The following is a 12,898-nucleotide window of genomic DNA, read 5'->3' on the forward strand; positions in this document are numbered from 1 at the left end:
CCTGCAACAACCGCCTTTTCGCTTTGCGCCCGCGCGGGACGCGCCTATATGCACGGCATGATAACGAATCCACCCGACCTGCGCCCCGACATCGCACGCGCCACGGTCGCCGAAACACGCCGATCAGGTCAGCCGCTCATCGGCATGGTTTCGCTCGGCTGCCCCAAGGCCCTTGTCGACAGCGAGCGCATCCTCACGCGGCTGAGGGCCGAAGGCTACGGCATCTCCCCCGACTACACGGGCGCCGACGCGGTGATCGTCAATACCTGCGGCTTTCTGGACAGCGCCAAGGCCGAGAGCCTCGACGCCATCGGCGAAGCGTTGGCCGAAAACGGGCGGGTCATCGTCACCGGCTGCCTGGGGGCCGAGCCCGACTACATCACCGGCGCCCATCCCAGGGTGCTGGCCGTCACCGGCCCGCACCAGTACGAACAGGTGCTCGACGCGGTGCACGCGGCCGTGCCGCCAACCCCCGATCCCTTCGTCGACCTGCTGCCCGCCTCGGGCGTGAAACTCACGCCCCGGCATTACAGTTATCTCAAGATTTCAGAAGGCTGTAACCACAAGTGCAAGTTCTGCATCATCCCCGACATGCGCGGCCGGCTGGCCTCCCGCCCCGCCCACGCGGTGCTGCGCGAAGCCGAGAAACTGGTCGAAAACGGGGTGCGCGAACTGCTGGTCATCAGCCAGGACACCTCCGCCTACGGGGTCGACACCCGCCATGCCGAAACGCAGGGCCACCGCGCGCACATCACCGACCTCGCCCGCGATCTGGGCGATCTGGGGGCCTGGGTGCGGCTGCATTACGTCTATCCCTACCCGCATGTGCGCGACCTCATCCCCTTGATGGCCGAGGGGCGCATCCTGCCTTATCTCGACATTCCCTTCCAGCACGCCCACCCCGACACGCTCAGGCGCATGGCCCGGCCCGCGGCGGCGGCGAAAACGCTCGATGAAATCCGCGCCTGGCGGGCGATCTGCCCCGAGATCGCGATACGCTCCACCTTCATCGTGGGCTACCCGGGCGAGACCGAACAGGAATTCCATACCCTGCTCGACTGGCTGGACGAGGCCCGGCTCGACCGGGTCGGCTGCTTCAAGTACGAAAACGTCGAAGGGGCGCGATCGAACGCCCTGCCCGACCATGTGCCAGAACCTGTGAAGGAAGAGCGCTGGCAGCGTTTCATGGAAAAGGCACAGGCGATTTCAGAGGATAAACTGGCCGCCAAGGTCGGAACCCGGCAAGAGGTGATTGTCGATGACATCGACGAGGACGGCATCGCCACCTGCCGCACCAAGGCGGATGCGCCGGAAATCGACGGATGCCTCTTCATCGACGAGGACACCGGAAAGCTTTCCGTTGGCGACATCGTGACCGTCGAGGTGGACGAGGCGGGGGAATACGATCTGTGGGGGCGGCTGGACCGCTGAATGCGCCCGTGGCCGCGCACGGCGTGCCGGCACCTGCCGTCGCGTCGGGCTGGACTCCGGTCGAGTCGCAGGCAAGATTATACGCTGTGGCCCGCTCCGCCCGCTGTCGGTTCCGGCGCGTGTGGCGGGCCCGCAGGCAGGAGGCGGTAGAGGTGCCTTATCCGAACTACACCAAGGCCGAGCGGATCGCGGATGGCGTGGTGCACGTGCTCGGCGTGACCGCGGCGCTGGTTGGCGTCACGGTGCTCTTTGCCACGTGGTCGCAACACATGGGGTGGTCGATCTTTCTCGCCAGCAGTGTCTACGCCCTTGCGCTGCTGCTGATGCTCGGAGCATCGGCGGCCTATCACCTTGCGTCGCACACCGCGCTGCGCCCCCTCCTGCGCCGGATCGACCACGCTGCGATCTACGTCAAGATCGCCGGATCATTCACGCCGCTCAGCATCATGCTGGGCACGGTGTTCGGCTATGTCGTCCTCGGGCTGGTCTGGTGTCTTGCGTTGGCCGGCGCCGCGACCAAGCTGATGACCCGCCCCGGCGCGATGACGATGGGCTGGGCACCACAGGTCGCGCTCGGCTGGATCGGGCTTGCCATCATCGTGCCGCTCTGGGAGCTGCTACCGGGACAGAGCGTTGCGCTCATCGTGGCCGGCGGCCTGACCTACACGCTGGCCATCGTCTTTTACCGGTGGGATGACCTGCACTTTGCCAATGCAATCTGGCATGCCTTCGTGCTCGTCGCGACGGGCTGCCTGTTCCTCGGGATATCGACCGCGCTGGCGGTTGCCGTGCAGCCCCCCGTCTAGCCGGGGCAGACCGGTTCCGACCGGCAGCCCAGCAGCGCGTTGAGCCGGTCGGCATTCGCGCAGTGACCGGGCACGCGCTCGGCCCCGGCGCCATGCACGGCAAGCCACGCGGTGCAGGTGTCCGAATTCGGGCACTTGCGGCAGCGCGTGACCATGTCCGCGTATTCCGATGCCGACAGCTCGCCCCGGTTCATCGCATCGGACAGGTTGACCCCGATCGCGCGGGCCACCGACCGCGTGAGCCAGAAGGCGAGATCAGGATCGCCCAACCGGGCCACATCAACCGTCATTCCGCAAGCTCCTCTTCAAGATGCAAGATTGCGAACCGCGCGCGGTTGCGACAGGGCCGTGGCGGCGCCGCGTCCACCACCCCGGAGGCAAGCCACGCGCGGCAGCCGCCCGCCCAGCCGCAGGCACGGCACCGTTCGACCGTTTCCGCCCACTCGTTCTGGCCAAGACGGCCCTCCTCGAACGCCCTGACCAGATCGACACCCGTGGCCCTGGCCATGTCCTGCAACAGCCAGTAGTGGCGTCTGGGATCACCAAGCGGCGTCATGGTCAGACGTGCTTGCCCTGCTTCAGCAACTTGAACAGCTCGCCGTTGCGGCACATGGCGGGCGCGTCGTGCGCAACGCCTTCGCGCGTTTCAAGCCACCGCTCGCAGCCGTCAGGGTCCGAACATCCGGTGCAGCTCAACACGGCGTCTCCAAGCGTATCGATCTGCAACTGGCCCTCGAGGATCTTTTCTTCCAGATCTATACCGAGGGAATTGGCCATCCGGTCGACCAGGTCTGCATGGCGATTTCTGTTCAAATTCATTGACATAGGGGCCTCCCGCTTCGAACCCGCCGCATTGCGGATGTGTCAGCCAGACTAGACGGCGGCCCGCGCGCCGTCCTTGACCTGAGTCAACACGCCCCGCCGCGGCCCGTACCAGTCTTTCGCCCGCTCACAGCCCCGAGGCCACCCGCCGCACCAGCGCCATGCGTTGCGCATTGGGCGGATGGGTTCCGAGAAACCGGTCACCGGGATCCGGCAACTGGCCAAAGAACGCCGCCCCCCGTACGGGATCGAAACCGGCCTCGTGCGCGATGACCGTCCCGATCGCGTCGGCCTCGAGCTCGAATTCCCTGGAATAGCGGCGGGCCCCGACCGTCGCCCCGAGGTCGACGGCCGCCTCGATGGTCCGGCGGCCGGCCCCCGACAGCGTGGCCAGACCGCCCAGCAGGATGGCGCCCGTGCGCGCATTCTCGATCTGACGCGGGATATGGTCCGCAATGTGGTGGGCCGCCTCGTGCCCCATGACAAAGGCCAGTTCGTCGGCATTGCGCACCCCCGCGACAAGCGCGCCTGTAAACGCCAGCACAGGGCGCCCGCCCCGGCCCAGTGTCTGAAAGGCGTTCGGGGGCTGGTCCGGCCGGTCATCGACAAGAATCAGGAAATCGCAGTTGACGCCTGCGCCGCGCCGGCGGCAGATGCGTTCCGCGACCGGCTCAACACGCGCCACGACCGTTGCGAATCTCGCCATCCCCGCAGAGTCCGGGCCGGCGCTGTATTCCGGCCGCGCTCCGGCCGCTGGCGCCGGGCCCGCGGGTGGCGGGGAACACCCCGCGACGATGATGACCAGACTCAGGACAATGCAGGCTCGTTTCATGCGTCGCTCTTCTCCCGATGTTGACTCCAGCACCGTCCCGGTGCCGCGCCGGATCCGCATGACGGCGCTTGCATTACGCAGCCAACCCAATAGGCTGAAGTCATGTTTTCCATCGAACACGAATTCGACTCCACCGTGATCACGCTCGTCGATGAAGGCCGTGAACGGTTGGAGGAGGACGTTATCATAAACGCCTTCCAGGAATGCGTCACGGTCGAGCAGTACGACCCCCGCACCGACCGCGTGGAACGGATCACCCTGTCGCCGGCGCAACTGCGCGATCTCGGCGCGGCGCTGAACCTGCCCGAGGGCGTCTATTCCCTGAACGGCCGGACGCTCAATCCACGCTGAAAACCTTGTCACGCGCGGTGTGCCCGCGGACGAGCGCGAGGCGGGACTTGGGCAGCCCCATGGCCTTGGCCAGCAACGCCTGCACCGCGGTGTTGGCCTTGCCCCCCTCCGGCGCGGCGGTCACCTGCACCCGGATCTGCCCGTCGCGCAGCATGATCGCGTTGCGCGACGCCTTTGGCACCGCGCGGACGGAAACCAAGCTGCCCGGCGTGGCGAGATGGCGAAGGTCGGGCGTTGCCATGGGTGACACCTAGCCGTTTCCGCCCGGCGGCGAAAGATGCGGGGTTGACCCCCGGTCGCGACCGTCGGACATGTAACCGTGTTTTCCAACGAAGGACGCACCATGCCCGACCCCGATCCGGCCGCGCTGGACTTCCTGCTTACCCGGCGGTCGCGCCCGGCCAAGACGCTCTCCACCCCGGTGCCGGACCGCGCCGCGCTCGCCCCGATCCTCAGGGCGGCGGCGCGCAGCCCCGATCACGGCAAGCTGGAGCCATGGCGCTTCATCGTGCTGGAACGCGCGGCGCTGGCGCGGCTCGCGGGGCTCGTGGCCGCGACCGGGGCAAAGCTGGGCAAGACCGAGCAGGAGATCGCCAAGGCCCGGGCACAATACGCGGATGCGCATCTGGTGGTGGCCGTCATCGAGGTTGCCAAACCCTCCGACAAGGTGCCGGCCATAGAGCAGAGCTATTCCGCCGGCGCGGTGTGCCTTGCGCTGCTGAACGCGGCGCTGGCCTCGGGGTGGGGCGCGAACTGGCTCACCGGATGGCCGGTTCATGACAGGGACTTCGTGACAAAAGGGCTTGCGCTCGCGCCACATGAGCGGGTGGCCGGCATGATCCATATCGGCACCGAAACGACCACGCCGCCCGAGCGGCCAAGACCGGATACAATGGCCATCACCGAATGGGTGACGGAATGATCTTCTCCTGTTTCTTCAAGGCATTGACCCAGATCGGCGACCCGCGTTTCCGCAAGGTTCTGCTGCTTGGCGTCGGGCTCACCCTGGCGCTGCTGGTGGGGGCATATGCCGGGCTGCTGCTGCTCATCGAATGGCTGACCGGCGCGACCACCGAGCTGCCGATCGTGGGAGAGGTCACATGGGTAGGGGACCTGCTGAGCTTCGGTTCGCTGATCCTGATGGTCGTCCTGTCGGCCTTCCTGATGATCCCGGTCGCCTCGGCCATCACATCGATGTTTCTCGAAGAGGTGGCACAGGCGGTTGAAGACCGGCATTACCCGCACCTCCCGCCCGTCCCCTCGATGCCGTTGGGCGAGGCGATAAAGGATACCGTGAACTTTCTCGGGATCATCATCGGGGCCAATTTCGTGGCGCTATTCCTTTACGCCATCTTCACCCCGCTGGCGCCGTTCATTTTCTACGGCCTGAACGGTTACCTGCTCGGAATGGAATACTTCACGCTGGCCGCGATGCGCCGGATCGGCCGCCAGAACGCCAAGGCGCTGCGGCGCCGCAACATCCTGACGATCTGGACCGCCGGGGTGCTGATGGCCCTGCCGTTGTCGGTGCCGCTGGTGAATCTTCTGATCCCGATCCTCGGGGCCGCGACTTTCACCCACCTCTTCCACAGGGTGTCGGACAAGCGCACGGGCTAGCCCGCCCCCGTCACGCGCGTCGAAAAATCTTGGCCCTAGGCCAGAGACGTCACCCAGAGGATCGTCGCGTCCTCGTCGCTGACCGACACCACGTTGTGGCCCATCGTGGCATCGTAGTAGGCACTGTCCCCGCGACGCATCTCGATGGGTTCGTAGAACTCGGTATAGAGCCGGATAACCCCCGTCAGCACGTAGAGGAACTCCTCGCCGTCGTGGCGCACCCAGCCGTCGAACTCCTCGATGGAGCGGGCGCGAATACGGGCGCGGTAGGGCAGCATCCGCTTCTTGGTCAGCGCCTCGCCCAAAAGCTCGTGCTCGTAGGTGGCGGTCGCGTGATGCGCGCCGGTGCCCGCCTTGGTGACGGCCAGCCGGCCGCTTATCTGGTCCCGCTGCGGCGGGGTGAAGAGCTGGGGCACGGAAATCTCCAGCCCCACCGCGAGTTTCTTGAGCGCGTCGTAGGTCGGCGACATCTGGCCGTTCTCGATCTTGGACAGCGTGGACCGCGCGAGACCGGCCTGCCCGGCCGCCTGTTCCAGTGTCCAGCCACGCGCCTTGCGAAGGTCGCGCACCCGCTCGCCGAGGTTGAGCGGCTCTCCGTGCTCGTCCGCGCCGTCCTGTCGGGCGATGCGGATAAGGTTGCCGGGCAGCATTTCTTTCATGTCCGATGCTATACGCCGGGGCCGGGCCACTTGCAACTGCAACGCGGGATGCCTAATCGGGGTCCATGCTGTCGCAGACCAGGCCCTCACCCTTCCCGCCCTGCCCCGAGCCCTTCAACCTTGCCGCGCATGTGCTGCGGCGCGCGGACGACCTGCCCGACAAGGTGGCTCTGGCCATCCTGGGGATGTCGCGCACGGAGCGATGGAGTTATGCCAAGCTCAAGCGCGCCGTGCTGGGTACCGGCACCGGCCTTCTGCGCGAGGGCCTGACGCCGGGGGACAAGGTGCTGATGCGCCTTGGCAACACGGTGGAATTCCCCATTGCCTATCTCGGCGCGATCGCCGGCGGGCTGGTGCCCGTGCCCACGTCGTCGCAACTGACCGGGCGCGAAGTCGCGGGGATCATCGAAACCGTGGCGCCGTCGCTCGTCCTGCGTGACCCGGAGATCGCCTGCCCGGATGTCGACATCCCGGTCCTCGGCCCCCGGGCACTGGACGCGATGCGGACGCTGCCGCCGGCAGAGTTCGACATGGGCGATCCCGATCGCATGGCCTACATCATCTACACGTCCGGCACCTCGGGCATACCGCGTGCCGTGATGCACGCCCACCGCGCGATCTGGGCGCGGCAGATGATGGTGGACGGTTGGTACGCGCTGCACGAAACTGATCGCCTTTGCCATGCCGGGGCCTTCAACTGGACCTACACCCTGGGCACGGGGCTCATGGACCCGTGGACGGCCGGGGCCACCGCGCTCATTCCCGAACCGGAAACCGACCCGGCGCTCCTGCCCCTGCTGATGAAGCGGCACGATGCAACGATTTTCGCTGCCGCCCCGGGCGTTTACCGAAAGTTCCTCAAGGATGGCGGGACGCTGTCGCTGCCGCGGCTGCGGCACGGTCTTTCGGCGGGTGAAAAACTGCCGGGCACCACGCGCGCAGCCTGGGAGCAGGCGACCGGCACCGGGATATTCGAGGCATACGGCATGTCGGAATGCTCCACCTTCATCTCGGCCGCGCCCGGGCGCCCCGCGCCGGAGGGCACGCTGGGCTATCCCCAGCCGGGCCGCCGCGTGGCGATCGTGGACGGGGACGGCCCGGTGCCCCTCGGCAGCGAGGGAACGATCGCGGTGCACCGCTCGGATCCGGGGCTGATGCTTGGCTATCTCGGCGCGCCCGAGGCCACGGCGCGGAAATTCAGCGGCGAATGGTTCCTGACCGGCGACCAGGGGCTGATGACCGAGGATGGGGCGATCACCTATCTCGGACGCGCCGACGACATGATGAATGCCGGGGGGTTCCGGGTCTCCCCGGTCGAGGTGGAAGCGGTGCTCAACGCACATCCCGGCATCTCTCAAGCGGCGGTCACCGACATAGAGGTGAAAGAGGACGCGCGCGTCATCATGGCCTTCTACACCGGGCCGGAGGCGCTGCCGGAGGCGGATCTGCGCGCCTTTGCAAGCGAGCGACTGGCGGGTTACAAGTGTCCGCGCGCCTTTTTTCACGTCGACGCGCTGCCCACCGGGGCCAATGGCAAAATCCTGCGCCGCGAACTGCGGCCGATCTACGAGGCGCGTCATGGTCAAGCTTGACATCATATCCGACCCGATCTGCCCATGGTGCTACATCGGCAAGACCCTGCTGGACCAGGCGCTGGCACACCGGCCCCTGCACCCGTTCACGTTCGAATGGCATCCTTTCCAGCTGAACCCGGAAATGCCGTCGGGGGGCATGGACCGCAAGGAATACCTCGAGGCCAAGTTCGGCGGGCGGGAAGAGGCCGCGAAAGCCTACGCGCCGGTGCTGGAACGCGCCGCGGAGGCGGGGCTCGAGATCGACTTCTCGGCCATCGAACGGACGCCCAACACGCTGGACGCCCACCGCCTGATACACTGGGCGGGGATCGAGGACAGGCAGATGCCGGTGGCGATGGCGCTGTTCCGCGCCTATTTCCACGATGCGCGCGACATCGGCGACCCCGAGGTGCTCTGCGACATCGCCGACAGCGTGGGCATGGATGCTGCCGTGGTCATGAAATTGCTCAAATCCGATGCCGATGCCGAGGATATCCGCAAAAGGGATGCGCAGTTTCGTGAAATGGGCATCACCGGGGTGCCAACCTTCATCGTCGCCGGCAAACATGCGGTGCCCGGCTGCCAGCCGCCGGACCTCTGGATCAAGGTGATCGACGAGATCAACGAGCAGATGGATGCACCGGAGGAGTGACCGTTGCGTGCCGCGATGAAATGGCTGACGCTGTTCGGGATGCTGGTCGTCATAATTCTCGTCGGCACGGTATTCTTTCGGATTGTCGAGGGCTGGACGTGGATCGACAGCTATTTCTTCACCGTCGTGACGCTCTCGACAGTGGGGTACGGCAACCTCGTGCCCGCAACCGCCCTCGGCAAGATCGGAACGACGGTGTTCATTTTCCTCGGGCTGGGTATCTTTGCAGTTGCGATCCAGCAATTCGGCGCGTTCGCCGTACGCAAGCGGGAAGAACACACCGAATGGCTCATCGGCATGCTGCGCCATGCGCCGCACGCCGATGAGGCAAGACAGGACAGGCCGGCCAACGCGGACACGACGCCCGGGCAAGACGGCTAGATGACGGGGCGTGGCGCGACGCCGCAATGATGCAAACGGCAGTGCGCGGCGCACCTTGTGCAATTCCGGCCTGGGCCAGCGACCTATCCACAAATTGCCGCCAATGGCTTGACTGCTCCTGCTGGCTATCGCTGTCCCCGCGTGGTAGCGCCCGGGAATGAAGCAGTCGCAGATATCTTCGCCCCGCGGCGCGCCCATGGGGCGGCTGGAGTTCGTGGCGTTGATGGCCATGCTCGTGGCCACGGTGGCGTTCTCGATCGACGCGATGCTTCCGGCCCTGCCGCGCATAGGGGCCGAGCTGACGCCCGGAGCGCTGAACCGCGCCCAGCTTGTGGTCACGTCTTTCGTGCTCGGCCTTGGGCTGGGGACGTTCTTCACCGGCCCGCTATCTGACAGCTACGGCCGCAAGACGGTCATACTGTGCGGCGCTGCCGTCTACATCACCGGTGCGCTGCTGGCGGCGGCCGCCCCGTCCCTGCTTTTGCTGGTGGCCGCACGCGTGCTGCAGGGCCTCGGGGCTTCGGCCGCCCGCATCGTGGCCCTTGCGATCATCCGCGATCTCTACGCGGGGCGCGAGATGGCGCGGCTCACGTCCTTCGTCATGATGGTGTTCACGCTTGTCCCGGCCGTCGCGCCGCTAGCCGGCAGCGGGATCATCGCGGTGTCCGGATGGCGCGGGGTCTTTGTCGCGTTCGTCGCCTTTTCGCTCGTCTCGGGGCTGTGGCTGGCACTGCGGCTGCCCGAACCGTTGCCCCGCAACCGCCGGCGCCCATTTCGGGCGGGGGCGCTCATGACCGCGCTGCGCGAGGTGCTCTCCCACCGGGTCGTCCGCGTCTCGATCGCGGTGCAGATGCTTTGCCTGACAACGCTGTTTTCCTCGGTCAGCTCGATACAGCAGGTGATCGGCGAGTCATTCGACAGGGCCGAGGAGTTTCCTTACTGGTTCTTCATGATCGCTCTGACCGCCGGGGCCGGGAGCCTTGTCAACGCGTCCGTGGTCGTCCGGCTGGGCATGCGGCGGCTCATCTCCTTCGCGCTCGGCGCGCAATGCGTGCTGGCGGCAACGGTCCTGATCCTGTTTCTTTCCGGGCTCCCCGAACCGCTGCGTTTTCCCGTCTACATCGCGTGGCAGACCACGGTATTCCTGCAAGCGGCGCTGACACTGGGAAATCTCACGGCGCTGGCCATGGACCCTCTTGGCCACATCGCGGGCATGGCCGCGAGCACCATAAACTCGATCGCGACGGTCGGCTCGGTCATTTTGACGGTGCCGGTGGGCCTTGCGTTCAACGGAACGCCCGTGCCGCTTCTCGTTGGCGTGCTGGCTTGCGTCGCTCTCGGGCTGGCGTTCATGAAGCGGCTCGATAGCGCCGAACGGCTCGATCCTTAGGCGGATTTATTAGTATACTGTCGCATACCGTCTTTCCAGACGGCCCGCGATAGGCTATGACGCGGCCAACCCGGACACCGGCGGCAGCGCCGACCACCCGTTTGCAGCCAGTGATACGGCAATTTTGATAACCTGTTCGAAAGGGACCACCGATGGCCAAAGACCCCAGCCCCGACATCGTCTACACCAAGGTTGACGAGGCGCCCGAGCTCGCCAGCGCGTCGCTCCTGCCGATCATCAGGAAATTCGCGTCTGCCGCCGGCGTCTCTGTGGGCACGAAAGACATCTCTCTGGCCGGCCGCATACTGGCCGCCTTTCCCGACCGCCTCGCCGCCGATCAGCGCATCCCCGACGACCTTGCCGAGCTGGGCGAGCTGGTCAAGACGCCCGGGGCGAACGTGATCAAGCTGCCCAACATCTCCGCCTCCGTTCCGCAGCTCATCGAGGCGGTCCGCGAGTTGCAGGAACAGGGATATTCCGTGCCGGACTATCCATACGAGCCCTCCACCGAGGAAGAGCGGGACATCCGGGCGCGCTACGACGCGATCAAGGGCTCGGCGGTGAACCCGGTGCTGCGGGAGGGAAACTCGGACCGCCGCGCCGCCGCCGCCGTCAAGAAATTTGCACAGGACAACCCGCACCGGATGGGCGACTGGTCGCCCGACAGCAAGACGCGCGTCGCCTCGATGGATGGCGGGGATTTCCGCTCCAACGAGGCGTCCGCCACGCTGGGGCGCGCGGCCACCGCCCGGATCGTGCTGGAGACCGGCGACGGCGAGACGGTGCTCAAGGACGGCATCACCTATCCCGAGGGAACGGTCGTCGATGCCACCTACATGAGTGCCGACAAGCTCGACGCCTTTCTTGCCCGCGAGATCGATAAGGCCAAGGAAGAAGGGGTCCTGTTCTCGCTGCACCTCAAGGCCACGATGATGAAGGTATCCGACCCGATCATCTTCGGCCACGCGGTCAAGCAGTGGCTCAAGCCCGTCTTTGACAAGTACGGCGACGAGATGAAGGCCGCGGGCGTCGATCCCAGCTCCGGCCTGGGCGACCTGCTGGAGCGGGTAAAGGACAAGCCCGAGATCATGGCCGCCATCGAGCAGGTTCGCGCCGAGCGCCCGGCGATGTACATGGTCGACAGCGATAACGGCATCACCAACCTGCACGTGCCCTCGGACGTCATCATCGACGCCTCGATGCCCGCCCTGATCAAGGCCGGCGGCAAGGGGTGGGGCCCCGACGACAAGCAGCACGACGCCGTCTGCGTGATCCCCGACAACTCCTACGCGCCGGTCTATGACGAGACGATCAGCTTCTTCAAGGAGCACGGCAAGCTTGACCCCGCCACCGCCGGCACCGTGCAGAACATCGGCCTGATGGCCCAGAAGGCCGAGGAATACGGCAGCCATCCCACGACCTTCGAGATCCCCAAGGCGGGTACCGTGAAGATGGTGCTGGACGACGGGACGGTGTTGCATGAACACGCCGTCGCGCCGGGTGACATCTGGCGCTCGGCCTCGGCCCGCAAGGCGCCCATCGAGGATTGGGTGAACCTCGCCATCGACCGGCAGAAGGCCACCGGCTACCGCGCGATCTTCTGGCTGGACGAGACCCGCGCGCACGACGCCGAGCTGATCAGCTATGTCAAGCAGATCCTCGAGGCGAAGGACGTGGCCGATCGCTTCGAGATCATGGCCCCGCGCGAGGCCACGCGCGCCTCGCTGGAAACCATCACCCGCGGCGAGAATACCATCGCCATCACCGGCAACGTGCTGCGCGACTATCTCACCGACCTGTTCCCGATCCTCGAATTGGCCACCTCGGCCAAGATGCTGTCGATCGTGAAACTCATGAACGGCGGCGGCTTGTTCGAGACCGGCGCCGGCGGTTCGGCCCCCAAGCACGTCCAGCAGCTGCAGGCGGAAAACCACCTGAGGTGGGATTCCCTGGGAGAGTTCTGCGCCCTTGGCGAAAGCTTCAAGTTCCTTGCCGAGGCCCGTGAGAACGCCCGGGCCAAGGTCCTCGGGGAGGCGGTGGAGGCCGCCACGCAGGGCATCCTCGACAACGGCCGCTCGCCCAGCCGCAAGGTCGGCGAACCAGACAACCGCGACAGCCACTACTGGTTCGCCCGGTACTGGGCCGAGGCGCTGGCGGCGCAAGACGACGATGCCGCGCTGGCAAGGGAATTCGCGCCGGTAGCAAAGGCGCTGGCCGAGAACGAGGCAAAGATCACCGGCGAACTTGCCGCGGCGCAGGGGCAGCCGGCGGATATCGGGGGCTACTATCACCCAGACCCGGCGAAACTCGCCGCCGTCATGCGCCCGTCCGCCACGCTCAACGGCATCATCGGGTGACACAGCCGGGCACCGCGACGGCGCTG

16 protein-coding genes are annotated in these 12,898 nt (G+C 66.4%); 10 read left to right on the forward strand and 6 right to left on the reverse strand.

The window, feature by feature from the left end; translation table 11 throughout:
- Positions 1-57 precede the first annotated feature (57 nt).
- Both rimO and trhA read left to right on the forward strand, forming a co-directional pair.
- Entirely contained in the window at positions 58-1,431 is a 1,374-nt protein-coding gene (rimO, locus tag ACH13J_RS08395) for a 30S ribosomal protein S12 methylthiotransferase RimO (protein ID WP_397542881.1), read from the forward strand.
- Between the two features lie 152 nt (positions 1,432-1,583).
- On the forward strand, positions 1,584-2,237 hold the full coding sequence (trhA, locus tag ACH13J_RS08400; protein WP_397542882.1) for a PAQR family membrane homeostasis protein TrhA: 654 nt from the start codon (positions 1,584-1,586) through the stop codon (positions 2,235-2,237).
- On the opposite strand, the gene ACH13J_RS08405 is transcribed toward trhA, so the two are convergent.
- From ACH13J_RS08405 to ACH13J_RS08420, 4 genes are all read right to left on the reverse strand, one after another.
- Positions 2,234-2,527, reverse strand: a complete 294-nt coding sequence (locus tag ACH13J_RS08405; protein WP_397542883.1) for a DUF6455 family protein — start codon at positions 2,525-2,527, stop codon at positions 2,234-2,236. The two genes, trhA and ACH13J_RS08405, sit on opposite strands and share 4 nt — an antisense overlap.
- On the reverse strand, positions 2,524-2,793 hold the full coding sequence (locus ACH13J_RS08410) for a DUF6455 family protein (protein WP_397542884.1): 270 nt from the start codon (positions 2,791-2,793) through the stop codon (positions 2,524-2,526). Before ACH13J_RS08410 ends, ACH13J_RS08405 begins: the two co-directional genes overlap by 4 nt.
- A 2-nt stretch (positions 2,794-2,795) precedes the next feature.
- Positions 2,796-3,056, reverse strand: coding sequence for a DUF6455 family protein (locus ACH13J_RS08415; protein WP_397542885.1), 261 nt, complete (start codon positions 3,054-3,056; stop codon positions 2,796-2,798).
- A 130-nt stretch (positions 3,057-3,186) separates the two neighbouring features.
- Positions 3,187-3,891, reverse strand: coding sequence for a M48 family metalloprotease (locus tag ACH13J_RS08420; RefSeq protein ID WP_397542886.1), 705 nt, complete (start codon positions 3,889-3,891; stop codon positions 3,187-3,189).
- 102 nt (positions 3,892-3,993) lie between these two features.
- Here ACH13J_RS08420 and ACH13J_RS08425 point away from each other — a divergent pair, with 102 nt between their 5' ends.
- Entirely contained in the window at positions 3,994-4,242 is a 249-nt protein-coding gene (locus ACH13J_RS08425) for a hypothetical protein (RefSeq protein WP_397542887.1), read from the forward strand.
- On the opposite strand, the gene ACH13J_RS08430 is transcribed toward ACH13J_RS08425, so the two are convergent.
- Positions 4,229-4,483 carry a DUF167 domain-containing protein gene (locus ACH13J_RS08430; protein ID WP_397542888.1) on the reverse strand — a complete coding sequence of 85 codons (255 nt, stop codon included), beginning with the start codon at positions 4,481-4,483 and terminating at the stop codon, positions 4,229-4,231. The two genes, ACH13J_RS08425 and ACH13J_RS08430, sit on opposite strands and share 14 nt — an antisense overlap.
- A 102-nt stretch (positions 4,484-4,585) precedes the next feature.
- On the opposite strand from ACH13J_RS08430, the gene ACH13J_RS08435 reads away from it, so the two are divergent.
- Both ACH13J_RS08435 and ACH13J_RS08440 read left to right on the forward strand, forming a co-directional pair.
- The gene (locus tag ACH13J_RS08435) at positions 4,586-5,164 is read left to right on the forward strand and encodes a nitroreductase family protein (RefSeq protein WP_397542889.1); all 579 of its coding nucleotides are present in this window, start codon (positions 4,586-4,588) and stop codon (positions 5,162-5,164) included.
- Entirely contained in the window at positions 5,161-5,859 is a 699-nt protein-coding gene (locus ACH13J_RS08440) for an EI24 domain-containing protein (protein WP_397542948.1), read from the forward strand. The genes ACH13J_RS08435 and ACH13J_RS08440 overlap by 4 nt, the downstream gene beginning before the upstream one ends.
- Positions 5,860-5,894: 35 nt before the next feature.
- Here ACH13J_RS08440 and ACH13J_RS08445 read toward each other — a convergent pair whose 3' ends face one another.
- Positions 5,895-6,518, reverse strand: a complete 624-nt coding sequence (locus ACH13J_RS08445; protein WP_397542890.1) for a helix-turn-helix domain-containing protein — start codon at positions 6,516-6,518, stop codon at positions 5,895-5,897.
- 65 nt (positions 6,519-6,583) lie between these two features.
- Between ACH13J_RS08445 and ACH13J_RS08450 the strand changes: the two genes are divergently transcribed.
- The 5 genes from ACH13J_RS08450 (at position 6,584) to ACH13J_RS08470 (ending at position 12,872) form a co-directional block, all read left to right on the forward strand.
- Complete coding sequence (locus ACH13J_RS08450; RefSeq protein WP_397542891.1) at positions 6,584-8,110, forward strand: AMP-binding protein; 1,527 nt, start codon at positions 6,584-6,586, stop codon at positions 8,108-8,110.
- Entirely contained in the window at positions 8,097-8,744 is a 648-nt protein-coding gene (locus ACH13J_RS08455; RefSeq protein WP_397542892.1) for a DsbA family protein, read from the forward strand. Before ACH13J_RS08450 ends, ACH13J_RS08455 begins: the two co-directional genes overlap by 14 nt.
- Positions 8,745-8,747: 3 nt before the next feature.
- The gene (locus ACH13J_RS08460; RefSeq protein WP_397542893.1) at positions 8,748-9,125 is read left to right on the forward strand and encodes an ion channel; all 378 of its coding nucleotides are present in this window, start codon (positions 8,748-8,750) and stop codon (positions 9,123-9,125) included.
- A gap of 157 nt (positions 9,126-9,282) precedes the next feature.
- A complete protein-coding gene (locus ACH13J_RS08465; RefSeq protein ID WP_397542894.1) occupies positions 9,283-10,515 on the forward strand; it encodes an MFS transporter in 1,233 nt (410 codons plus the stop codon).
- Between the two features lie 152 nt (positions 10,516-10,667).
- Entirely contained in the window at positions 10,668-12,872 is a 2,205-nt protein-coding gene (locus ACH13J_RS08470) for an NADP-dependent isocitrate dehydrogenase (protein ID WP_397542895.1), read from the forward strand.
- Positions 12,873-12,898 lie beyond the last annotated feature (26 nt).

Source organism: Roseovarius salis (assembly GCF_044472985.1).
Classification (GTDB): Bacteria; Pseudomonadota; Alphaproteobacteria; order Rhodobacterales; family Rhodobacteraceae; genus Roseovarius; species Roseovarius salis.